The sequence below is a fragment of the Chromobacterium alticapitis genome (assembly GCF_002924365.1).
In the GTDB taxonomy this organism is placed as follows: Bacteria; Pseudomonadota; Gammaproteobacteria; order Burkholderiales; family Chromobacteriaceae; genus Chromobacterium; species Chromobacterium alticapitis.
This window is the reverse complement of record NZ_PQWB01000011.1, coordinates 24,043-47,508: the sequence shown is the minus strand read 5'-3', so window position 1 is coordinate 47,508 and position 23,466 is coordinate 24,043. Positions and strand designations below refer to the sequence as shown.

General features: G+C 64.5%; 21 protein-coding genes. 13 read left to right on the top strand and 8 right to left on the bottom strand.

Annotated elements, in window-relative coordinates; translation table 11 throughout:
* The first annotated feature begins 434 nt into the window (after nt 1–434).
* The 6 genes from C2I19_RS02500 to C2I19_RS02475 all read left to right on the top strand — a co-directional run bounded on the left by C2I19_RS02500 (nt 435) and on the right by C2I19_RS02475 (nt 7,619).
* Nucleotides 435–1,826, top strand: a complete 1,392-nt coding sequence (locus tag C2I19_RS02500; RefSeq protein WP_103901139.1) for an OprD family outer membrane porin — start codon at nt 435–437, stop codon at nt 1,824–1,826.
* Nucleotides 1,827–1,908: 82 nt separating this feature from the next.
* The gene (locus tag C2I19_RS02495) at nt 1,909–3,165 is read left to right on the top strand and encodes an ABC transporter substrate-binding protein (protein WP_103901138.1); all 1,257 of its coding nucleotides are present in this window, start codon (nt 1,909–1,911) and stop codon (nt 3,163–3,165) included.
* 74 nt (nt 3,166–3,239) lie between these two features.
* The gene (locus tag C2I19_RS02490) at nt 3,240–4,109 is read left to right on the top strand and encodes a carbohydrate ABC transporter permease (protein ID WP_103901137.1); all 870 of its coding nucleotides are present in this window, start codon (nt 3,240–3,242) and stop codon (nt 4,107–4,109) included.
* Nucleotides 4,110–4,118: 9 nt separating this feature from the next.
* Nucleotides 4,119–4,985 carry a carbohydrate ABC transporter permease gene (locus C2I19_RS02485; RefSeq protein ID WP_103901136.1) on the top strand — a complete coding sequence of 289 codons (867 nt, stop codon included), beginning with the start codon at nt 4,119–4,121 and terminating at the stop codon, nt 4,983–4,985.
* Entirely contained in the window at nt 4,982–6,499 is a 1,518-nt protein-coding gene (nagZ, locus tag C2I19_RS02480; protein WP_103901135.1) for a beta-N-acetylhexosaminidase, read from the top strand. The genes C2I19_RS02485 and nagZ overlap by 4 nt, the downstream gene beginning before the upstream one ends.
* 1 nt (nt 6,500) lies before the next feature.
* Complete coding sequence (locus tag C2I19_RS02475; RefSeq protein WP_103901134.1) at nt 6,501–7,619, top strand: ABC transporter ATP-binding protein; 1,119 nt, start codon at nt 6,501–6,503, stop codon at nt 7,617–7,619.
* Between the two features lie 123 nt (nt 7,620–7,742).
* On the opposite strand, the gene C2I19_RS02470 is transcribed toward C2I19_RS02475, so the two are convergent.
* Complete coding sequence (locus C2I19_RS02470; RefSeq protein ID WP_103901133.1) at nt 7,743–8,693, bottom strand: DMT family transporter; 951 nt, start codon at nt 8,691–8,693, stop codon at nt 7,743–7,745.
* A gap of 125 nt (nt 8,694–8,818) precedes the next feature.
* On the opposite strand from C2I19_RS02470, the gene C2I19_RS02465 reads away from it, so the two are divergent.
* Nucleotides 8,819–9,265, top strand: a complete 447-nt coding sequence (locus tag C2I19_RS02465; protein WP_103901132.1) for an Lrp/AsnC family transcriptional regulator — start codon at nt 8,819–8,821, stop codon at nt 9,263–9,265.
* Nucleotides 9,266–9,414: 149 nt separating this feature from the next.
* Entirely contained in the window at nt 9,415–11,037 is a 1,623-nt protein-coding gene (locus tag C2I19_RS21955) for a methyl-accepting chemotaxis protein (protein ID WP_103901131.1), read from the top strand.
* A 277-nt stretch (nt 11,038–11,314) separates the two neighbouring features.
* Here the strand turns inward: C2I19_RS21955 and C2I19_RS02455 are convergent, their stop codons facing one another.
* The 4 genes from C2I19_RS02455 to glpK form a co-directional block, all read right to left on the bottom strand.
* Nucleotides 11,315–11,902, bottom strand: a complete 588-nt coding sequence (locus tag C2I19_RS02455; RefSeq protein WP_199181053.1) for a B3/B4 domain-containing protein — start codon at nt 11,900–11,902, stop codon at nt 11,315–11,317.
* Between the two features lie 510 nt (nt 11,903–12,412).
* Nucleotides 12,413–13,921, bottom strand: coding sequence for a glycerol-3-phosphate dehydrogenase (glpD, locus tag C2I19_RS02450; protein WP_103901129.1), 1,509 nt, complete (start codon nt 13,919–13,921; stop codon nt 12,413–12,415).
* 255 nt (nt 13,922–14,176) lie between these two features.
* Entirely contained in the window at nt 14,177–14,878 is a 702-nt protein-coding gene (locus C2I19_RS02445; RefSeq protein ID WP_103901128.1) for an MIP/aquaporin family protein, read from the bottom strand.
* A gap of 136 nt (nt 14,879–15,014) precedes the next feature.
* Complete coding sequence (glpK, locus tag C2I19_RS02440) at nt 15,015–16,517, bottom strand: glycerol kinase GlpK (RefSeq protein ID WP_103901127.1); 1,503 nt, start codon at nt 16,515–16,517, stop codon at nt 15,015–15,017.
* A 726-nt stretch (nt 16,518–17,243) separates the two neighbouring features.
* Here glpK and pyk point away from each other — a divergent pair.
* Both pyk and C2I19_RS02430 read left to right on the top strand, forming a co-directional pair.
* Nucleotides 17,244–18,650 (top strand): pyruvate kinase, encoded by a 1,407-nt coding sequence (gene pyk / locus C2I19_RS02435; protein WP_103901126.1) that lies wholly within the window; start codon nt 17,244–17,246, stop codon nt 18,648–18,650.
* Between the two features lie 126 nt (nt 18,651–18,776).
* On the top strand, nt 18,777–19,541 hold the full coding sequence (locus C2I19_RS02430) for a substrate-binding periplasmic protein (protein WP_158253617.1): 765 nt from the start codon (nt 18,777–18,779) through the stop codon (nt 19,539–19,541).
* Nucleotides 19,542–19,546: 5 nt separating this feature from the next.
* On the opposite strand, the gene C2I19_RS02425 is transcribed toward C2I19_RS02430, so the two are convergent.
* Together C2I19_RS02425 and C2I19_RS02420 are read right to left on the bottom strand one after the other, a co-directional pair.
* Nucleotides 19,547–20,185, bottom strand: a complete 639-nt coding sequence (locus C2I19_RS02425; protein WP_199181052.1) for a class I SAM-dependent methyltransferase — start codon at nt 20,183–20,185, stop codon at nt 19,547–19,549.
* 85 nt (nt 20,186–20,270) lie between these two features.
* Entirely contained in the window at nt 20,271–20,642 is a 372-nt protein-coding gene (locus C2I19_RS02420; RefSeq protein ID WP_103901124.1) for a VOC family protein, read from the bottom strand.
* A 133-nt stretch (nt 20,643–20,775) separates the two neighbouring features.
* Between C2I19_RS02420 and C2I19_RS02415 the strand changes: the two genes are divergently transcribed.
* A complete protein-coding gene (locus tag C2I19_RS02415; protein ID WP_103901123.1) occupies nt 20,776–21,984 on the top strand; it encodes a winged helix-turn-helix domain-containing protein in 1,209 nt (402 codons plus the stop codon).
* A gap of 3 nt (nt 21,985–21,987) precedes the next feature.
* Here C2I19_RS02415 and C2I19_RS02410 read toward each other — a convergent pair whose 3' ends face one another.
* Nucleotides 21,988–22,347 (bottom strand): EthD family reductase, encoded by a 360-nt coding sequence (locus C2I19_RS02410; RefSeq protein WP_103901122.1) that lies wholly within the window; start codon nt 22,345–22,347, stop codon nt 21,988–21,990.
* A 139-nt stretch (nt 22,348–22,486) separates the two neighbouring features.
* On the opposite strand from C2I19_RS02410, the gene C2I19_RS02405 reads away from it, so the two are divergent.
* Complete coding sequence (locus C2I19_RS02405) at nt 22,487–22,789, top strand: hypothetical protein (protein ID WP_233201075.1); 303 nt, start codon at nt 22,487–22,489, stop codon at nt 22,787–22,789.
* Nucleotides 22,790–22,888: 99 nt separating this feature from the next.
* A complete protein-coding gene (locus tag C2I19_RS02400) occupies nt 22,889–23,458 on the top strand; it encodes a PTS sugar transporter subunit IIA (protein WP_103901120.1) in 570 nt (189 codons plus the stop codon).
* The last annotated feature ends 8 nt before the right edge of the window (nt 23,459–23,466 follow it).

Below are 23,466 nucleotides of genomic sequence, written 5' to 3'. Positions count from 1 at the left end.
CGGATTCCGCTACATTGAGCGCCTGCCTCAGGCGCTCAAGTCTTTTGCGCGCTCCGCAACAGGTAGCGACCACCCCGCTTGATCATACGATTGCTGCAATGCAGCAATTTATATTCCATTGAGGATTTTCATTTGTGAAAAATTAAGTGGTATTTAATTGGATATTTATTTGCAAACAATCAAAATGACATTCAAATCTGAAATTGATTGGATTTAAATTGCTTGTAAATAATATCAATCTTGTTTTTATTGTTAAACAATCCATTATTACGTGATTTAAATCATGAAATTCACATTGCATGGCAACATTGCAACACGATTAAAATCATTTTGAACACAAATGGTCTCATACCAATTGAAGACCACTATAAGACCAGATAACTTGCCTCCAGGACTTCCAAGCATGGATTCCGCAACTGGCCCTGGAGAAAAAAATGCACTCGCAACGCGTCATAATGCTGGCCGTGATGGCCGCCTGTTCCGGCTTGGCTCTGGCCGCCGGCGATTCCACGATCCCCCCCGGCAGCGATGGCCCGGCGCTGAAAGGCACTGCCCAGGCCATTCCGGAAAGCGATGTTTACGATCTGCTGAAAAAATCCGAAACCACTTTCAGCGCGCTGTACTACGGCCGCGACCGCCAGGAAAAGCAGCCGAACAACAGCAATGGCGGCGACATCCGCGTCAATGCCTTGAACCTGGGCCTGAACTTCAAGTCCGGCTATGCCTGGGACCGCCTAGGCTTCGACGCCGCCGCCCATAGCTCCATCCGCCTGACCAAAGGCATAGGTTTCTCCGAAGTGCTGTACCACGACTACAACGACCAAAGCGATCCGAACGAAGGCGGCGGCGGCAGAGACAAGAGCGACGTGGTGCTGAGCCAGGCCGCGCTGAAATTCCGCCAAAGCCCGGACGGCCAGGGCTTCTCCGCCCGCGCCGGCTACACCCCGATCAGCATTGGCACCATGGGCACTTCCGGCGGCTTGCAGTCCCACTCCTACCGCGGCTTCGAAGGCAAATACAAGATAGGCGACTTCGAAGTGGGCTATGGCTGGGCCGACCAGTTCCGCAACGAATGGGACAACCGCTTCCGCGACATGACCAACTCCTGGGAACAGGGACGCACCAACGGCAGCGGCGCCAAGAAAGTGGACTACGTCAACAGCCTGGGTCTGCGCTACGCGCCGGAGAACGCCTTCATCGACTTCGGCGTGGGCGAAGGCAAGGACTACCGCCGCACCGCGCAAATCGCCGGCTCCTACACCTGGAAGTTGTCCGGCGGCGACACGCTGACCGGCGTCGCCTACTACTTCCAGGGCAAGGATGAAGCCCAGCTCGGCATGAAAAACTCGCAAACCGCCTGGCACACCAGCGGCAGCCTGACTTACGCCAGCGGCGGCCTGTCGCTGATGGGCGGCCTAGGCAAGAGCCGCAATCCGGACGGCGGCGAAGTGAACTTCCGCATGACGCCGTACGGCAATAGCGACAACCGCAACTTCATCCAGACCTGGGGCCAGGACGATGACTTCGTCTGGGACGGCACCCAGGTGCTCAAGCTGGGCGTGAACTACGACTTCGCCAAGTCCGGCCTGCCCGGCTTCACGGTAGGCGCCAGCGCCAACTACGCCACCGGGTTGAAGAATCCGAACGGCGCCGCCGACAGCAAGGCGCATGAGTTCGACTTCAGCGCCGGCTACACCGTGCAAAGCGGCCCGCTCAAGGGTGCCAGCATAGGCGTCTATCCGGCCTGGTATCGCTCCGGCGACTTCTACGGCAAGAAGGACCGCAACGACGTGAAAGTGATCGCTTCCTACAGCAAGACCTTCTGATGAAACCAGTGGCCGGCATGACAGTGCCGGCCGCTTCGCCCATCGGGTTCGATAGGCGAAGCCACAAAGGAGAAAACCAATCATGAAGCTGAAGACTCTTAGCCTGTCCCTGCTGATCGCCGCCGGCCTGTCCGCCCCGTTGGCCGCCCACGCCGCCGACAAGCCGGTGCTGGAAGTGTGGACCATGAGCCTGTCGCCCAAATTCGACGGCTATTTCAAGCAGCTGGTGGCCAAGTACAACGCCGAGCACCCCAATGTGGAAGTCAAATGGACCGACTACCCCTGGGACGTGATCCAGGCCAAGTTCACCGCCGCCGTCGGCGCCGGCAAGCCGCCGGCCCTGGTCAACCTGAACGTGCCCTGGGCCTATGACTACCAGCAGGAAGGCCTGATCCAGCCGCTGGACAGCCTGATAGACAAGAACCAGTACGTGACGGGCGCGCTGAAGGACGTCACCTTCAACGGCAAGGTCTACGCCTTCCCGCACTACAACGGCGCCAATGTGATCACCTACAACGCCGCCCTGTTCAAGAAGGCCGGCCTGGACCCGAACCAGCCGCCCAAGTCCTTCGACGAAGAGCTGAAGTACGCCAAGATCATCAAGGCCAAGACCGGCGTGGCCGGCTTCGCGCCGACGCTGGGCCCGACCAAGATCGAGGCCTTGCTGATGCAGAACGGCCTGGACGTGGTCAAGGATGGCAAGCCGGCCTTCAACAGCCCGGCCCACGTCGCCTTCGTCAAAAAGCTGGCCGACGCCTACAAGGCCGGCGCGCTGCTGAAAGATAATCTGTTCTCTCAGGACAACTTCCAGGTGTCGATGGCGGCGTATAACAGCGGCCGCCTGGCCATGCTGGAATCGACGCCGACCACGCTGACCCGCGTGCGCGACGAAGCGCCCAAGGTCTACCGCGACACCCGCGTCGCCGCCGCGCCGCTCGGCCCCACCGGCATCGCCGCCGGCGGCTGGATGTTCAACTTCGCCGTGGCGCGCAACGTGGACAAGGCGCTGCTGCCGGAAATCGGCAAGTTCGGCAATTACCTGACCAACGCCGACAACCAGCTGGCCTTCGCCAAACAGGCCGGCACCCTGCCCACCGCGCGCAAGGCGGCGCAGGACCCGCACTTCCAGAAAGCGGCCGACAACGCCGGTCCGGCCGAGCGCGCCGTCGGCATCGCCGCCGCCAACCTGGACAAGACCCGCACCCTGTTCCTGTCGGTGAAGAACGCCGACACGCTGTCGGCCAAATTGTCGGCCGCGGTGGAAAAAGCGGTGACCGGCCGCCAGGACGCCAAGGCCGCGCTGGACGAAGCCGCCGCCTACTGGTCCGGCAAGCTGTAAACCGTTGTCCCGGCCCGTCCGCCGCCGCGCGCGGCGGGCGGGCGTTTTCACAATCACACAGGGGATCCAAGGCCATGCGCCACACCCGCAAGACCACCCTGCAGGCTTATCTCTTCCTGGCCCCGGCGCTGCTGCTGCTGGCCGCGTTTTCGTTCTGGCCGGTGGGCTTCGGCTCTTTTCTCGCCTTCACCCGCTACAACCTGATAGACGCGCCGCAATGGGTGGGCTGGGACAATTTCCGCGATCTGTTCGGCGACGAGCTGTTCCTGTCGGCGCTGAAGAATTCGGCGCTGTATCTGGTGGTGGTGCCGGTCATCCAGCTGCTGGCCATGCTGCTGGCGGTGCTGGTCAACAACAATCTGCCCGGCATCAAGCTGTTCCGCGCCGCCTACTATCTGCCGGTGGTCACCTCGGTATCGGTGATAGGCATCATCTGGAACTTCATGTACACCGAGGACGGCGTGCTCAACGCCGTGCTGCGCTGGCTGCATCTGATCAATGACCCGGTGGGCTGGCTCACCGACGACCACATCGCGCTGTTCGCCGTGATGTTCATCACCGTCTGGCGCGGCATAGGTTGGTATATGGTGCTGTACCTGGCCGGCCTGCAATCGGTGCCGGCCGACGTCTACGAAGCGGCGCAGCTGGACGGCGCCGGCCGCTGGCAGCGCTTCTGGCGCATCACCGTGCCGCTGCTCTCGCCCACCATCCTGCTGTGCTCCATCATGTCGGTGCTGGCCGCCGTCAAGGCCTTCGAGGAAGTGCAGATCCTGACCAAGGGCGGACCGATGCAGTCCACCTACACCGCGCTGTATTACGCCTACGAGTTCGGCATCAAGTCGCTGAACTTCGGCCGCGCGCTGGCCGCCAGCCTGGTGATGTCGGCCTTCTGCATCGTGCTGGCCTGGCTGAATTTCCGTTACCTGCAACCGCGCGACCGCTGAGGAGGCGAGATGAATCCTTCCACCACCCTGCCCGCAGCCGCCGCCCGCGCGCGGCCGCGGCTGGACCGCCTGGGCAACCGCGCGCTCCATTACCTGGCCCTGGCCGCCATCGGCCTGATCACCGTCTACCCCTTCTGGTGGACGCTGGTGACGGCGCTGTCCGGCGACGGCGAGGTGTTCGCCTTCCCGCCGCCCCTGCTGCCCACGGCGCCGACGCTGGCCAACTTCCGCGAGGCGGTGTCCAGCATCGACATCCTGTCCTTCTATCGCAACTCCTTCGCCATCACCGCGCTGACCGTGGCCGGCACGCTCTTGGTCAGCGCGCTGGCCGCCTACCCGCTGGCGCGGATGCAGTTTCCCGGCCGCCGGCTGGTGTTCGGCGCCATCCTGGCCACCATGATCCTGCCCAGCGAGGTCAACTTCCTGGTCAACTTCATCACCGTGTCCAAGCTGCAGCTGACCGACAGCTATAGCGGCGTGGTGCTGCCGACGCTGGCCGGCGCGGTGGGCATTTTCCTGATGAAACAGGCCTTCGAGGCGGTGCCGCAGGATCTGATAGACGCCGCGCGCGTCGACGGCGCGTCGGAGTGGCAAATCTTCTGGAAGATCATGCTGCCGCTGTCGCGGCCGGCGCTGGCGGCGCTGACCATCCTCACCACGGTGTCGGCATGGAACCAGTACATCTGGCCATCCATCGTGATGTCCAGTCCGGACAAGTTTCCGCTGTCTGTCGGCGTGCTGTATCTGGCCGGCGCCTTCAGCTTCAAGACGCGGGTGGTGGCGGCCGGCGCGGTGCTGACCGTGCTGCCCATCCTGATCGTCTTCCTGTTTACCCAGCGCTACTTCCTGCGCGGCTTCGATGGAGCGGTGAAATGACCCTGAGCAAGGAACAACTGGATCAACTGGCCGGCCGCTGCCTGATGGTGGATGTGGAAGGCCCGGTATTGAGCGAAGAAGAAGCGGCGCGCCTGCAAAAGATGCGGGTGCGCGCCATCTGCCTGTTCCGCCGCAATGTGCCGGACGCCGCCTCCACCCGCCGCCTGGCGGCTGACCTGAAATGCGCGTTGGGCGAGGACATTCTGATCGGGCTGGATCAGGAAGGCGGCGGCGTGATGCGCACCCTGTTCCTGCCGCAAGCGCCGGCCGCGATGGCGCTAGCCGCCGTCGGCGACGACGAGCTGGCGCGCAAGGCGGGCGGCGCGGTGGCGCGCGGACTGAAGAGCCTGGGCGTCAACTGGAACTTCGCCCCGGTGCTGGACCTGAACAACAATCCGGCCAACCCGGTGATAGGCGAGCGCTCCTTCGGCGCCGATCCCGCCCGCGCCGCCCAACTTGCCCGCGCCTGGATGGAAGGCCATCTGGCGGAAGGCGTGGCCTGCTGCGTCAAGCACTTCCCCGGCCATGGCGACACCCATACCGATTCCCATCTGGACCTGCCGGTGGTGGACAAGCCGCAGGCCGAGCTGCGCGACTACGAGCTGGCGCCGTTCAAGGCCTTGTCCGCCCACGCGCCGGCGCTGATGAGCGCCCACATCCGCTTCCCGGCGCTGGACGCTGAATGGCCGGCCACCTTGTCGCCGGCCATCCTCACCGGCCTGCTGCGGCGCGAATTGGGCTTCCGCGGCGTGGCCATCACCGACGCGCTGAACATGAAGGCGATACGCGAACGTTGGGGCCAGGCCGCCGGGTCGGTGCAGACGCTGAAAGCCGGCGCCGACCTGTCCCTGGTGCTGCAGTTTCCGGAGGAAATGGAGGCCAGTTTCGACGCCTTGCGCGCGGCCGTGCAAAGCGGCGAGCTGGCCCAGGCGCGGCTGGAAGAAGCCGCCGAGCGGGTGGACGCGTTGATCCGCCGCTACCCCAGCCGCGACGATTACGACTACGCCGCGGAGCAGCGCGCGGCCGACGAGGCCTTGTTCGCCGACGCCTGGCGGCGCGCGTTGACGCCCTATGGCGAGGTGCCCACGCTGCCGGCCGGCCAACGGCTGCGGCTGGTGGTGCAGGATCAAGCCCCGTCCGACGGCGTGTCCGAAGCCGGCCTGTCCGCCAGCAAGCTAGTGGCCGCGCTGTCGCATCGCCATGCCTTGGAAGTGGTGCGTTTCCAGCAGCGCGCCGCACTGGACTGGTCCACCCTGCCGCAAGACGGCGTATTCACCGTCCTGGCCTCCACCACGCGCGAGCGCTACGGCCGGCGCGAGCAGCAAACCTGGAAACCGGACTTGCATCTGGCATTATGGAACCCTTACGCCGCCGCCGACATCGCCGCGCCGGCGCTGATCAGCTACGGCTTCGCCGATGCCGCGCTGGAAGCCGTCAGCCGCCGCCTGGCCGGCGAAATCGCCGCCGCCGGCCGCCTGCCGGTAGCGCTGGGCCAACCCTATCAGGAGCAATGAGATGTCCCGACTCTCGCTGAAAAACATCCGCAAGGTGTACGACGACGGCAACGCCGTGATCCACGACGTCAGCCTGGACATCCGCGATGGCGAATTCATGGTCTTCGTCGGCCCGTCCGGCTGCGGCAAGTCCACCATGATGCGCATGATCGCCGGCCTGGAAGACATCAGCGCCGGCGAACTGTGGATAGACGACAGGCTGTCCAACGATGTCGAGCCCGCCCGCCGCGGCCTGGCCATGGTGTTCCAGAGCTACGCGCTGTACCCGCACATGACGGTGCGCGAAAACATGGCCTTCAGCCTGAAGCTGGCCGGCCACAGCAAGGCGGAGATAGACGCCGCCGTGCACCGCGCCGCCCTGACGCTGCAGATCGAGCACCTGCTGGACCGCAAGCCCAAGGCCCTGTCCGGCGGCCAGCGCCAGCGCGTGGCCATAGGCCGCGCCATCGTGCGCAAACCCGGCGTGTTCCTGTTCGACGAGCCGCTGTCCAATCTGGACGCCGCGCTCAGGGTGCAGATGCGCATCGAGCTGGCGCGGCTGCACCAGGAACTGGGCAGCACCATGATCTACGTCACCCACGATCAGGTAGAGGCGATGACGCTGGGTCACCGCATCGCGGTGTTCAACGCCGGCCGCATCGAACAGGTGGGCACGCCGCTGGAGCTGTACAACCGCCCGGCCAACCGCTTCGTCGCCGGCTTCCTCGGCTCGCCGAAGATGAACTTCATCCCGGCGCGCGCGCTGCAGCATTCGCCCAGCGGCCTGCAGCTGCAACTGCCGGGCGACTATCGGCTGACGCTGCCGCTGGCCGAATCCGCTCCAGGCGAACTGACGCTGGGCGCGCGCGCCGAACACTTGTTTTTCGCCGAATCCGGCCTGCCGGCGACGGTGCAGCTGGTGGAGCACCTGGGCGACCAGCAAATCGTCTACCTGCGCGTGGAAGGCGCCGAGGAGCCCATCGCGCTGAAACTGAGCGGCCACGAGGCCGAACCGGCGCCGGGCAGCCGCCGCTTCGTACAGGCGGACCCGCGCCACTGCCACGTGTTCGACAGCCAGGGCCAGGCCCTGCCCAGGCTGAAGCAGCTGGCGGCAGAGGAAGACGCCGCGCTGATCGTGTAAGGGTGATCGCGTAAAACAAGGGGCGAGGCCGCCGCCTCGCCCTTATCCACAACCATCCGCATTTTCAATATTTATCCACAGCATGCCATCGCCGGCTTGCTTTACCCTATGCCGCGCCCCAATTCACCTGCGAGAAGCCGCCCTCGCGGGAGAGGGAGAAGGACTCGCCTCGCTCGCCGCCCGCCTCCCCCGCCACGCCCCCAACCAACCGTTCATCCAGGCATTGGCCAGCACGATCAAGGCCATGCCCAGCCATTGCCAAGCCAACAAGGCATGGCCGTAAGCCAGATAATCCACCCACACCGCCACCAGCGGGTAAACAAATCCAAGCGCGCCTATCATATGCGTAGGCAGCTTGCGGAAGGCCGAATACATCAGGATGTACATCGCCCCGGTGTGCACCGCGCCCAACACCGCCAAGCAAGACCACGCGGCCGCGTCGGCCTGGGACAGCCGCGCCGGCTGCAGCAAGGGCCACAACAAGACCACGCCGACCATCACCTGCACGCAAGCGATCAGATGCGGCGGGATGCCGGGCGGCAAGCGCTTGGTGATGATGGTAGCCAGCGCATACAGCAATGCCGCCCCCAGGGCCAGACCCGCGCCCAGCCACCAGTGGCCGCCCGCGCCGCCGCTCCACAGCGTTGGCCCCACGATCAACAGCAGGCCGATAAAAGCCAGTCCCAAGGCGGCCAGCTTGCGCCGGCTGGCCGCCTCGCCCAGCCATAGCACCGCCATGCCGTACAACAGAAAGGGCTGAGCCTGATACACCACGGTGGCGATGCCGATGGAGCTGTAGCGGTAGGCGTTGAACAACAGCAGCCAGTTGCCCACCAACGCCGCGCCGCCAGCCATGCACCACAGCAGGCTGCGCGCCGTAAACGGCCACGGCCGCCATAAGCCTTTCCAGGCGATGAAACCCGCCAGGCTGCCCGCGCCTATCAAGCAGCGGAAAAACACCACATTGAGCGCCGGCTGGCCGGACCGCAGCACAAACCAGCCCAGGGTGCCGGACAGGGCCATCGCCGCCAGCATCTGCGCCTGGCCCAGACGGACATCGTTGAAATTCTGCATGGCGGACTCCGCTTTCGAGATGGCTACAGTCTAGGCGGGCGCGGCCGGCCAAAACATGCCAATTGCAAGTCGAATAAGCCGCTGTTACCTTGGAATGGAAGACGATTTTTCGAAAGAACCTTGCAATGCGAGACTGGATAGATGTGGAGCTGGTGAAGCTGCTGCGGCAGAACGCCAGGCAGAGCCTGGCCGAGCTGGCGCGGCGGCTGAAAATGGCCGGCCCCAGCGTGTCGGAACGGCTGAAGCGGCTGGAAGAGTCCGGCGCCGTTTCCGGCTACACCGCCACGGTGAATCCCGAGGCCTGGGGCTACACCCTGACCGCCCTGGTGCGGCTGCGGCCGTTTCCCGGCCAGCTGAAAACGCTGGAAGCGCGGCTGATCGCCACGCCGCAAGTGATCGAATGCGACAAGGTCACCGGCGAGGACTGCTTCATCGCTCGCTTGGCCTTGCATCACATCCAGGAGCTGGACGAAATATTGGACGGCCTGTCCGAACTGGCCAGCACCGCCAGCTCCATCGTCAAAAGCAGCCCGGTGCAGCGACGCCTGCCGCCGCTGCAGCCGCGCGACTGAGCCATTTATCCACAGCGCGTCTGATTCAAGCAATTTATCCACAGCGGCAGACTGATGAAAAACCACTGATTTAACTAAGTAAACATTCGTAAGGCATCGCGATCTGCCCTACAACTAGAACAAGCATTGTTCTAGCACGGAGATTCTCTATGGATCGCCAAACCTCCCTGGCCGGGCAACTGGCCGCCATCGTCGGCGCGGCGATGGCCATTCTGCTGCTCGCCGCCGTGTTCTCGCTGTTCCAGCTGTGGGGCAGCATCCGCACCTTCCGCGATCAAGTGTCCCAGGATCAGCGCAGCGTGCAGCAGGTGCTGACCATGCAAGTGGACTTCAAAAAACAGGTGCAGGAATGGAAGGACACCCTGCTGCGCGGCCAGGATCCGGCCAAGCTGGACAAATACTGGGGCAACTTTCAGCAGCGGGAAGGCCAGGTGCGCGAAGAAGGCAATACGCTGGCGGCACAGGTGCCGGACCCGCAGGCTCAGCAATTGCTGCAGCAATTCGTCGCCGCGCACCAGAAAATGGGCGACGACTACCGCAAAGGGCTGGACGCCTACAAGCAGGCCGGCTTTGACTTCAAGGCCGGTGACAAGCAGGTGGCCGGCATGGACCGCCCGCCGACCGAGCTGCTGACCCAGGCCAGCGACTTCCTCGCCAAGCGCGCCCAGGCCAATTCGGAAGCCGCCGTGGCCAACGCCAATGCCACGCTATGGCGGGTGGCCCTCGCCATGGTACTGGGCACGGCGCTGGGCATGGGCCTGCTGCTGTACTACGTCAACCGCGCCATCATCGTCCGCACCCGCCGCTTGGCGGAAGACCTGACCCGGCTGGCCGAGGGCGACTTCACCCAGCCGTTCCAGCCTGGCAGGATGGACGAGATAGGCCGCATCGCCGCCTGCAGCGAAACGGTGCGCACCCACTTGGGCGCGCTGATCCGCGAATTGATCCATGCCGCGCAGCAAGTGGGCGACACCAGCCAGGAACTGGGCCGCTCCGCGCGCGCGTTGGCCAGCGGCGCGGCGACCCAGAACGACGCCATCGCCAGCAATGCCGCTTCGATGGAACAGATGGCCACCAGCATAGACACCATCGCCGACCAAACCGCGCGCATCAGCGAAGACTCCCACACCAGCGCGCAGAAGACTCAGGACGGCCTGGACGAAGTGGGGAGGCTGCGCCGCCAGGCCGAGACCATAGACACGGTGATGGGCCAAGTGGATAGCGCCTCGCAGGCCTTCCGCGACAGCACCCAGGCCATCGGCCATTTGACCGGGCAGATCCGCGACATCGCCGAGCAGACCAATCTGCTGGCCTTGAACGCGGCTATCGAGGCCGCGCGCGCCGGCGAAACCGGCCGCGGCTTCGCCGTGGTGGCGGACGAGGTGCGCAAGCTGGCGGAAAACTCAGCCAAGGCGGCCAGCGAGATCAAGCAGGTAACGGAACAGCTGAGCCACAACGCGCAGTCTGTCGGCGGCACCGTGCAGAGCGGCCTGGACGCCACCCGGCAAAGCCGCGACACCATGGAAACCGTGATGTCCAATCTGCGGGCCGCCAACGACAGCGTGCATGAGGCCAGCGGCGGCGTGGTGCAGATCCGCGACGCCATCACCGAGCAGAAGACCGTGTGTAACACCATAGCCGGCAGCTTCGAGCTGGTGTCGCAGATGGTGGCCGACAACACCCAGGCCGCCGGCGAGCTGCACGGCGCGGTGCTCAGCCTGAACGAACTGGCTGAGCACATGCGGCAGATGGTGGACAAATTCCGTCTGTAGAACGGAAGCCCGGCCAGCCCGGGCTTCCATCTCGGCAAACGCTCGCGGGCAAGGCCTCAGGCCTGCCCGCCCTACAACGGAGCCATCCCGTCCGAAAACAGGCCGCGCGGGTTTGATACAAGGCTTGCGCTCTCCTTATGCTGGTTTACGCCATGCTTTCCTGCAGTCAGGTAGGGCGGGCAGGCCCTTGGCCTTGCCCGCGCCATCCATGACGGCATCGGGTGAGAGGCCATAGGCGTTTGTTCGACCCAAAAGCTCACCGCGCCGCGGGCAGGCCCTACATTGCGAACACGGGATGAGCGGCGTCCAGCCGGAAACGGGTCAACGACCCGGCATGCGGTGCCAGCTCGCGCGCCAGCCAGTCCATTCCAGCCGAGCCGGACGGAAAGCCGGCATCCGGCCGTTCGCTAACGAAGACAATGTTGCGGCTGGCTTCGGTCAATTTGAAATGGTCGGACTCCAGCCAGTTCAAGCAGCGGCACACCACCTCCCCTTCGCCGTTCAACCACGCCGCCTCGCCCGACTGCGGCCGCTCAGTCTCGGTTCGGCCCAAAGGCAGGAAAGTTTCCTCGCCGCGCGCCAGGTCCAGCCGCAGCGCGCCGCCCAGCTTGTCGACATCCTCGCCGCCAAACGGCGCCAGGCTGAGCAGCGAGGCCTGATTGTACAGATCCACCAGCGGCAGGATGCTGCGCAGCTTGTCCTTCCGCGCCGCCTTGACCAGGTATTCCAGCGAGCAGCGCGCCTTCTTGTCGCCGGGCAACGCGCGGTACCAGTCTTTCCAACGCTGAAGCAAGGCCTCCGTCTCCGCGTCCGCAGCCAGGGCAGGCACGGCCATCGGCAAGGCCGCCGTTTGCAGATCCAGCACCCTCGGCGGATCGCCCCTGCGGGGCATCCGCCCTACCGCCCCTCTCCCCCCGCGGGAGAGGGGTTGGGGAGAGGGGGAACGATGCAGCCCGGACGGCACAATCAAGACGGAAAATCGGGATAGACCGACACGCTCGGCGGATCGCCCCCGCGGGGCATCCACCCTACCGCCTCTCTCCCCCCGCGGGAGAAAGCTTGGGGTGAAGGAGGAGCGATGCCGATAAGGCGGCAAAATCAAGATAGGAAATCGGGATAGACCGGTACGCTCGGCGGATCGCCCCCGCGGGGCATCCGCCCTACCGCCTCTCTCCCCCCGCGGGAGAAAGCTTGGGGTGAAGGGGGAACGATGCGGATAAGGAGGCAAAATCAAGATAGAAAATCGGGATAGACCGGCGCGCTCGGCGGATCGCCCCTGCGGGGTATCCTCCCTACCGCCCCTCTCCCCCCGCGGGAGAGGGGTTGGGGAGAGGGGGAACGATGCAGCCCGGGCCGCAATATTCAAAACAGGAAATCAGGCGCTCAGCGCCTCGCGCGGCTGCGCGCGCGCGGCCAGCCAGGCATCTATCACTTCGGCGGCATTGGCCGGCAGATGCAGCTTGAGCTTGGAACGGCGCCACAAGATGTCCTCGCTGCGCTTGGCCCATTCGGCGTCCACCAGGTATTGCAGCTCGGCCTCGTACAGGCCGGGCAGCACTTCCGCCCCCAGGCCGGCGAGCGAATCCGCCTGGCCGATCAGCTTGGCCACCCGCGTGCCGTAAGCGCGCGCCCAGCGCTCGGCCAGCGCTGCCGGCAGCCAGGAGTGGCGCTGGCGCAGGCCTTGCAGGAAGCGGCCGAAGTCCGCGCCCGGCATGTCGCCGCCCGGCAACGGCGCCTCGGCGGTCCAGGTGGCCTTGCCGCAACCGAGCAGCGGCGCGATCTTGTCCACCGCCTCTTCCGCCAGCTTGCGGAAGGTGGTGATCTTGCCGCCGAACACCGACAGCAGCGGCGCGCCTTGCTGATCCAGCTCCAGCGCGTAGTCGCGGGTGACGCTGGAGGCGTTGTCGGACGCGTCGTCCAGCAGCGGACGCACGCCGGAATAAGTGGACAGCACGTCGGCGGGCGTGATCTGGCTGTGGAAATAGCGGTTGCTCATCTCGCACAGGTACTGGATTTCGTCGCCGTCTATCGCCACCTGGGCCGGATCGCCGTGGTATTCGACGTCGGTGGTGCCGATCAGCGTGAAATCCTTCTCATACGGAATGGCGAAGATGATGCGCTTGTCCGGGTTCTGGAAGATGTAGGCGAAGGCGTGGTCGAAGATTTTCTTCACCACGATGTGGCTGCCCTTGACCAGACGGATGGACTTGCTGGACGGCATGGCCAGCTTGTCTTCTATCAGGCTCTGCACCCAGGGGCCGGCGGCGTTGACCAGCGCGCGCGAACGCACTTCGAAACGGCTGCCGTCCTCGCGCTCAAGCGTGGACAGCCAGTGTTCGCCGTCACGCCGCGCCGCCACGCAGGCGGTGCGGGTATGGATATCGGCGCCGCGCTCGGCGGCGTCCATCGCGTTCAGCACCACCAGGCGCGCGTCCTGCACCCAGCCGTCGGAGTAGACGAAGCCGCGCTTGAAGGCGTCTTTCAACGGCGCGCCGGCAGGGTGCTTGGCGAAGCTGACGGTTTCGGAACCAGGCAAGACTTCGCGCTTGGCCAGGTGGTCATACAGGAACAGGCCGCAACGTATCATCCATTCCGGACGCTGGTCGCGCGCGTGCGGCATCACGAAGCGCAAGGGCCAGATGATGTGCGGCGCCGCCTTCAATAAGACTTCGCGCTCCTGCAGCGCCTTGCGCACCAGGCCGAACTCGTAATACTCCAGATAACGCAGGCCGCCATGTATCAGCTTGGTGCTGGCCGAGGAGGTGTGCGAGGCCAGATCGTCCTTTTCGCACAGCGCCACCGACAAGCCGCGTCCGGCCGCGTCGCGCGCGATGCCGGCGCCGTTGATGCCGCCGCCTATCACCATCAAGTCGTATACCTTCATTGCCCGAATCCTTGCTTGTTCCGTCACTTCCATTCTATCCACAATAGCTGTTAAGGAACATAAATAAAACATTTCTTGTTCGTTATTTTTCTCTTAAACAACATAATGGCGCGATTTGAGCGTGCAAAACCATGCCCTGGACACGAAAGCGGCCGGCAATTGCTTATATATGAAGGGATTTTACCGGCACGCGCCGGAGGGGAAAACGAACGAAAAAGGAAAAACGGCGCGCCGGGAGGCGCGCCGCCATGCGGATTACAGCGTGTAGGCCAGCGCCGCCAGCGTGCCGCCGATCAGCGAACCGATCACCGGCACCCAGGAGTAGCCCCAGTCGCTGTCGCGCTTGCCCGGAATCGGCAGGATGGCGTGCATGATGCGCGGCGCCAGGTCGCGCGCCGGGCTCATGGCGTAGCCGGTGGTGCCGCCCAGCGACACGCCTATGCCCAGCACCAGCAGCGCCACCGGCAGCGCGTCGATCGCGCCCAGCGACATCTTGGGCGCCACCATGGACAGGATGGCGAACACCAGCACAAAGGTGGCGACGATCTCGGACACCAGGTTGCCCGGCAGGCTGCGGATGGCCGGGCCGGTGCAGAAGGTGGCCAGCTTGGTGTCGGCGCAATCCGTGGTTTCATAGTGCTTGCGATAGATCAGCCACATCAGGCCGGCGCCGGCCATGCCGCCCAGCATCTGCGCGGCGATGTAGCCCGGCACCTTGTCCCACGGGAATTTGCCGGCCACGGCCAAGGCAACGGACACCGCCGGATTCAGGTGGGCGCCGCTGATCGCCGCCACGCTGAAGACGCCGACGAATACCGCCATCGCCCAGCCGAAAGCCACCACGATCAGGCCGCTGTTATGGCCCTTGGTGTTTTTCAGCAATACGTTGGCCACCACGCCGTTGCCCAGCAGCACCAGCAAGGCGGTGCCGATGAATTCGCCCATCAAAGGATTCATGATTGTCTCTTTCCAACTTTATGTAGGGTTGCCCGCCGCTCCCGGCGGCAGGTCATGCAGTCATCGCTTGGAAGCGGCCGGCGGCCCCGCTCAAGGCGGCAAGCCGCCGAACCGGGCTACCGCCGGCCGCGCCCCGTCAGTCCTGATCGTCAGCCCAGACCTTGGCCGCGTTCACCGCGCGCTGCCAACCCTTGACGCTGGCGGCCACTTCCTCCGCCGGCAGGTCCGGCTGGAAGCGGCGGTCCAGCTGCCACTGGCCCTGGATGTCGTCCACGCTCTTCCAGTAGCCGACTGCCAGGCCGGCCAGGTAGGCCGCGCCCAAGGCGGTGGTTTCGGTAACCTTGGGACGGACCACGTCCACACCCAGGATGTCGGACTGGAACTGCATCAATAATTCGTTGACGGTGGCGCCGCCGTCCACGCGCAGCTCGGCGATATTCATCTTGGCGTCGGCCTCCATCGCCTTCAGCACGTCGCGGGTCTGGTAGGCGATGCTGTCCAGCGCGGCGCGAGCGATGTGGGCGGCCTTGGTGCCCAGCGTGGCGCCGACGATGGTGCCGCGAGCGTTGGCGTTCCAGTGCGGCGCGCCCAGGCCGGCGAAGGCCGGCACCAGATAGACGCCGTCGCTGTTCTTCACTTCCTGGGCCAGCGGGCCGACGTCAGCCGAGTGGCGGATGATGCCCAGACCGTCGCGCAGCCATTTCACCACCGCGCCGCCGATGAAGATGGAACCTTCCAGCGCGTACTGCACCTTGCCGTCCACCTTCCAGGCGATAGTGGTCAGCAGATTGTTCTTGGATTCGATCGGCGTATCGCCGGTGTTCAGCATCATGAAGCAGCCGGTGCCGTAGGTGTTCTTCACCATGCCCGGCGTGGTGCACTGCTGGCCGAACAGCGCGGCCTGCTGATCGCCGGCCACGCCGGAGATCGGGATTTCCACGCCCAGATGAGCGGCGTGGGTGTGGCCGTACACTTCGCTGGAGCTCTTGACCTGCGGCAGCATGGAGGCCGGGATGCCCATGATGTCCAGCAGCTCGGCGTCCCATTCCAGGGTGTGGATATTGAACAGCATGGTGCGCGAGGCGTTGGACACGTCGGTCACATGCACCTTGCCATGGGTGAAGTTCCAGATCAGCCAGCTGTCCACGGTGCCGAAGGCCAGCTTGCCGTCGCGGGCGCGGTCGCGCGCGCCCGGCACATTGTCCAGAATCCACTTGATCTTGCTGCCGGAGAAATAAGCGTCGACCAGCAGGCCGGTTTTGGAACGAATCAGTTCCCCCAGGCCGCGCGACTTCAATTCTTCGCAGAACTCGGCGGTGCGGCGGTCCTGCCACACAATGGCGTTGTACACCGGCTGGCCGGTTTCGCGATCCCACACGATGGTGGTTTCGCGCTGGTTGGTGATGCCGATGGCGGCGATGCTGCGACCATCGATGCCGGCCTTGGCCACCGCTTCGGCGGCGACGCCCGCCTGGCCGCCCCAGATTTCCTGCGGGTCATGCTCGACCCAGCCCGCCTGCGGGTAGATCTGGCGGAACTCCTTTTGCGCCAGCGACACGATGTCGCCGCTGCGGTTGAACAGGATGGCGCGGGAACTGGTGGTGCCCTGATCCAAGGCCAGTACGTATTGATCGCTCATTGTGTCTTCTCCTGATTGCCGGTAAGGCGGCGTGGTTAACAGCCGGGGATGTCAACGTTGCGTTGTATGTTGCTTTTTTTGCTTATGACGTTCGTTTTATTTGCGGACAATTCTATGCCCGAACAGCCGGATGTCAATCACCGTGTAAGAAAAAGTACACTTTTTGTCGCGACTCCCAACAATCCAACAGAGAACACCTCAAAATAATCATTAAATATCAAATACCTACTTGATGTAGCATGACGCTACATTTTTACATCAAGCTACTTGCTGCACTGCAAAATTCAAAAAAGACAGCATTTTTGGAAACGAGACCGCGCGACTCCCGCCTAACCGTCCCGACGGCAGGGAAAATCCGCGCATAAGCCCGCAGGGCGGGCATTTTCATGCGCTACACTCGAATCATTGAAAAGGAAAAAATAAGAAAACAATCGAAAAAAATAGGCGCAAATATCTGGCAGACCAGACCGACTAAACGTTGTTTTACAATCGAAAAGCCACATTTACGTAGTTATGACGCTACATGCCAGATATGGCAGGATGGCTCTCGCCGCTGGACGACAAATTTTGGACCCAGCGCAAGAAATCCGTCGCCACGATATGGCATCATTTCAAATGAAGCCATATCGCCAGCCGGCGCGAAGCGCCGCTGCTCGGCCGACGGCATGGCCGCCATACGCCACCTCGCTCCTGATCAACCGGCCGGATGGGCCGCAAAGGACTGTCATGCTTCGCAACACCAAAATTCTCGCCACGCTGGGGCCGTCCTCCAGCACTCCGGAACAAATCCTGGAATTGGCCCGCGCCGGGGTCAATATCTTCCGGCTCAATATGAGCCATGGCAGCCATGACGACCACCGCGCCCGCCTGCAAGCCATCCGCGCCGCCGAGCAGGCGCTGGACCGCCCGCTGGGCGTGGTGGTGGACCTGCAGGGCCCCAAGCTGCGCATCGGCAAATTCCCGCATGCCACGCCGGTGCAAACCGGCGATATCTATGAATTCGTGCTGGATGAAGTGGCCGGCGACAACAAGCGCGCCACCTTGCCGCATCCGGAAGCTTTCGCCGCGCTGAAGCCCGGCCACCGCATCCTGGTCAACGACGGCAAGCTGGCGTTTCACGTGGAACAAGTCGAGCCGCGCCGCATCGTCACCCGCGTCGCCGTCGGCGGCGATCTGTCCAGCAACAAGGGCTTCAACCTGCCCAACACCGTGCTGCCGCTGTCCGTCATCACCGACAAAGATCGCAAGGACGCCGAGTTCGCGCTGGCGGAAGGCGCGGACTGGCTGGCCATGTCCTTCGTGCAGACCGCGGCCGACGTCAAAGAGCTGCGCGACATCGTCGGCAAGCGCGTAGGCATCATTTCCAAGATCGAAAAACCGTCCGCCGTCGATGACCTGGACGCCATCGCCATGCTGTCCGACGCCGTCATGGTGGCGCGCGGAGATCTGGGCGTGGAGCTGCCGCCGGAAGACGTTCCGGTGGCGCAGCGCAAGATCGTGCACCAATGCCGCCATCTGGGCCGCCCGGTCATCGTGGCTACCCAGATGCTGGAGTCAATGATCACCGCCCCCACGCCGACCCGCGCCGAAGCCAATGACGTGGCCACCGCCGTCTACGAAGGCGCGGACGCGGTGATGCTGTCAGCCGAAACCGCCGCCGGCCAGTTCCCGCTGGAAGCGGTGCAGATCATGGACCGCATCATCCGCCGCGTGGAAGGCGCGCCTGACTATCGCAAGGTGATGGCGCTGGACTACAGCGCGGCCGACGAGCCGGACCGCACCGACGCCATCGCGGCCTGCGTGCGCAAGGTGGCCACCCTGCTGCCGGTCACCGTGTCGGTGGCTTTCACCACCAGCGGCGCCACCTGTCTGTATCTGGCGCGCGAGCGCCCGTCTACGCCGATACTAGGCATCTCGCCCAACCTGACCACCGCCCGCCGCCTGTCTCTGGTGTGGGGCGTAGTGGCCTACCATGGCCCGGACGCGGAAAACCTGGAAGACATGGTGGTGAAGACCACCTTCTGCGCCACCAAGCTGGGCCTGGCCGAGCAAGGCAAGCCCATGGTGATCATCGCCGGCGTGCCCTTCGGCACCCCCGGCTCCACCAATCTGCTGCGCATCGTCTATCCCTGAGCATCTGGCTAGCCGCAAAAGCAAACGGACCCCCCGGGTTCCGTTTTTCGTTTTCAGCGCGCTTGGCGGGCGCTCTCATCCGCATACTATGCTGCAAAGGTGATTCCGCCCTTCGCGATGTCCCGCATGCCGCACAAGATCATTCATGCCCTGTTGGCTTTGCTGGCGCTTCTCCTCGCCCTGCACAGCCAGGCCGGCGAGCCGCCTGGCCTGATCGTGAATTTCGATGCCAACAACCCGCCGCTGATGTACGCCGGCCCGCACGGCGCCGGCGGGCTCTACCCCTCGCTGATCGCCAAAATCTGCGAACGGGCCGGCATCGCCGTCACGCTGCGCGCCGGCTCCTGGCGACTGGCCCTGCTGGAGTTGAGCAAGGGCCGCGCGGCGGCCGGCGGCATCATCAAAACCGCCGAGCGCGAAAAACAATTCGACTTCAGCCTGCCGCTGTTCTACGAGCGCGTGGTCATGGCCTATCCCGCCGGCGCGCTGCCTTACCACAAGTTGGAGGAGCTAGACGGCAAACGGGTAGGGGTGATGGCGGGCTGGAGCTATGGCGACGCTTTCGATCAGGCCCGCAAGGACGGCAAATTCAGCGCGCTGGACGGCGACAGCGATGAACAGAACCTACGTCAGCTGAAGCTGGGCCGGCTGGACGTGGTGCTGGGCATACGCGAGTCGCTGCAACTGGCGCTGCGCGAGGGCGGCTACCATGATGTGGCGCTGTCTCAGGAAGTACTGGTGACTAACCCGTCCTTCCTCGCCATCAACAAAGCCTCGCAGCAGCAGGCCCTGCTGACGCGCTTCAATCTGGCGCTGCAAGCCATGCGCCGCGATGGCGGCTATGACGCGCTGCTGCGCGATTTTTTCGCCGGCAAGCCCGCTGCGCGCTGAGCCCCTCACACGGCGCGGAAAAACGCCAGCCCGCCCTGACGCATCAGCAGCGCCACATCGCCGAAGCCCGCCTGGCGCAAGGCCGCTTCCTGTTCTTCCACCGTCGCGTACAACTGATCATTGGCCATGCCGTCGCCGCCAGCGTAATGGTCGCACATCAGGTAGGGCGCGCCCGGCCGCAGCAGCGAACGCGCCTGGCGATGCAGCGTCGGCAGATGGCGCTTATGCCGTACCTCGTGCGCGGCCTGGTGGGTGATCACCGCGTCGTACAGCGGCAAGCCCCGTGCCCAGTCCGCTTCGCGGAAGCTGCCCAGGCGAAAGTCGGCCCTCTCCGCCAACACTCCCAGCCGTTCGCGCGCCAGCTGGTGCATGGCCTCGGAAAAGTCGAACAGCTCCAGGCGCAGCTGCGGCAAACGTTCCAGCAGGTGGCGCGCCAGAAAGCCCGGACCGGAGCCCAGCTCCAGCACCCTGCAGGCGCCCGCCAGCTCATGGGCGAAACGGCCGAAAAACTCGACGCGCCACGGCCGCTTTTCCATCGCGACGGCCGCCCATTCGGCCGCGTCGGCCATCTGGCGCAGATCTATCGGGCTGGGCACGTCGCCCAGGTTCTCCACTTTCCCGTTCTCCACTGTTCGTTCTTCCATCAATAGCCGCATCAGTTTCCAGCCACCGCCTGCGGCAACTCAGGATGCTCCGGCACGCCAGCCTCTTTATCCTGCATCCTGGTTTTCAAAAATTGTAACTGCTGACTTCCACCAGATTCCCGTCCGGATCGTTGAAATACACCGAGGTGATGGGTCCCATCGCGCCGCTGCGCGTCACCGGCCCCTCGACGATGGCCACGCCCTCGCGCCTCAAGTGTTCGATCACCTCCGGCAAGGGCGCGGAAGCGATCAGGCACAGGTCGCCGCAGCCAATGGCGGCGTGGTTGCGCGTCTCCTGGCCCAAGGTTTGCAGATTGATCTTCTGGTTGCCGAAGCGCAGCGCGCGGCGGCCGTTGCTAAACGTCACCGCCTCCAGCTTGAGCGCGCGCTGGTAGAAGTCCACCGCCGCCTCTATGTCGCGGACGGTCAGGACGATGTGGTCGAGATGGCTGATCATGCGCTAGCTCCTTGGCGATTGGGTGGTCCACACTGCCACAAAGCCGCCGCCTTGTCATGCCAATCGCATCACCGGCTGACCGCCATCGCCGCGCCTGTTATAGTTTCCATCCCGACCATCTCCCAAGCCAGCCATGACGCATCACCTCTCGCTGCAGCAAGCCCGCCACCTGCAACTGGCCGCCCAGGGCCTGTTGAGCGCGCCGCGCCGCAAGGCGGTCAAAGCCGACGCGTTGGCCGCCATCCGCCGCATGGCGCTGCTGCAGATCGACACCATCAGCGTGGTGGCGCGCAGCCCCTATCTGGTTTTGTACAGCCGCATCGGCCATTACGACCCGGCCTGGCTGGAGCAGTTGCTGGCCGAGGGCGCGCTGTTCGAATACTGGGCGCACGAGGCCTGCTTCGTGCCGGTGGAGGACTACCGCCTGCTGCGCCACCGCATGCTGAACGCCGAAAGCATGGGCTGGAAGTTTTCGCAGCGCTGGTACGAGCAGCATCGCGCCGACATCGAAGCCATCGTCGAGCGCATCCGCGAGCATGGCCCGGCGCGCTCGGCAGACTTCGAGCGCCAAGGCGGCAAGGGCAATGGCTGGTGGGACTGGAAGCCGGAGAAGCGCCACCTGGAGGCGCTGTTCACGCTGGGCCGGCTGATGGTGAAGGAGCGGCGCGCCTTCCAGCGCGTCTATGACCTGGCCGAGCGCGTGCTGCCAAACTGGGACGATGCGCGCGACCTGCCCTCGCCGGAAGCCGTGCGGCGGGAGCAAGTCCGCAATAGCTGCCGCGCGCTGGGCCTGGCCAAGCCGGCGTGGGTGGCGGACTACTACCGGCTCAAGCGCGCGCCCTACAGCGAGCTGCTGCACGGCCTGGCCGACCAGGGCGAGCTGATCCCGGTGAAAGTGGAGGGCTGGAGCCATGATGCCTTCGTCCACGCCAGCCTGGCCGCGGAACTGGAGCTGGCGCGCGAAGGCAAGCTGAACAGCGGCAACACCGCCATCCTGTCGCCGTTCGACCCGCTGGTGTGGGATCGCAAGCGCGCGCTGGAGCTGTTCGACTTCGACTACAAGATCGAGTGCTACACGCCGGCGCCCAAGCGCAAATACGGCTATTTCACGCTGCCGATACTGAACCGCGGCAAGTTGATCGGCCGGCTGGACGCCAAGGCCCACCGCGCCCAGGGCGTGTTCGAGGTCAAATCCTTGCACCTGGAGCCGGGCGTGCGCGTCAGCCAAAGGCTGGCGGGCGATCTGCAAGGCGCCCTGAGCAAGCTCGCCGCCTGGCACGGCGCGCCGCGGCTGGCCGTCAGCCAGGCGCCGGACGGCCTGGCCGAACGGCTGCTGGCTTGAAGCTTATTCCGCGTCGGCGTACCAGCCGTTGACGCCGGGCTGGCGCTCATCCAACAGCACCACTTCGCTGTACTGGATCTGCGGCTGGATATCGGTGTAGTTCGGCACGTCGCCCATGATGCGCGCCGCCACCGGGCCAAAGGCCTGCTGGAAGGCTTCTATGCTGTCAAACTGCAGCAGGGCCAGCGCGGCATAGCCCGGCTGGCTGCCGTTCTCGACGCCGGCCAGACCGCGGTCTACCCGCGCGCCTTTCAAGACATGGCCCAGCAACTGCCGCACCATGGGAATGTGGTTTTGCAGGTAATAGTCGAAATCGAAATGCGCGCCCGCGCGATGCGGATAAAGAACGCTGACAGTGAACATGGCTGGCTCCAGTCGGTATCGGGAATCGACACGTTAAACCCAAACGCCCAATATTGCCAATGTCATCTCGTGATGGCCGCGCGGAACTTGCGCCGCCGCCGCCGCTCTGTAGCAAGATCTTCCGCCACAGGACTCCATCATGCGCACCGCGATGATCGCCGCAACCAGCGCCTTGCTGCTGGCCGGCTGCAACCAGCAACAGACCGCCCAACTGCAGGAGGCCGCTTCCGCCGCCATAGGCAGCGTGCATCAAAGCGTGGACGGCGCCAGCGCCCCGCTGGGCCAATTGCACCAGCAGGCCAGCGCCGCCATGGGCGCGGCCAGGCAGGCGGTGGACGCGGCCTCCGCGCTCAACCCGGAACTGAAACAGCAGGTGGACAAGCTGAAAGAGCAGGCTTCTGCGGTCAAGGACGCGCTGCAGCCGGCGCAATCGAACCGTTGACAAGATTTTGATGCGGCGCGGCCCGTTCTTTAGCTTCAATTTAGCCGCCGCGTCCTAGCATGGCAGCGTCATCCTAACCCGACACGGGAGTACGCCTCCATGCAAACCCTGACCGACCTCTGCCAAATCGGCGATATCCTGCTGGACGTGGACATAGCCGGCAAACACCAGCTGTTCGAATACGCCGCCCGCCAACTGGGCCAGCGCCACGCGCTGAATGCCCAGAACCTTGCCTCCGCGCTGACGCTGCGCGAGCAATCCGGCAGCACTGCCCTGGGCCATGGCCTGGCGCTGCCGCACGCCCGCATGCCCGGCCTCGCCGAAGCCCATGCGCTGTTTCTGCGTTTGAAGCAGGGCCTGGAGTTCGCCGCTCCGGACTGCGCGCCGGCGCACAGCTTCCTGTTCCTGATTCTGCCGCGGGAAACCCAGCCGGATCATCTGCGGCTGCTGGCATCCATCGCCCGCATGCTCAGCGAGCGGCCATTCCGCGAGGCGCTCGCTCGCAGCGTCCATCCACAGCAAGTATTGAGGCTGTTCCAGCTGTGGTCCGACCCGGACGTCGCCGACGACGCGCATTTCCTGCTGGACAGCAACCGCTACTTCCTCGACGCCGAAGCCAGCCTGCGTCCCGATTACAGCATCCGGCGCAAGGTGGTGGCCCGCTTCTAGGGGCAGTC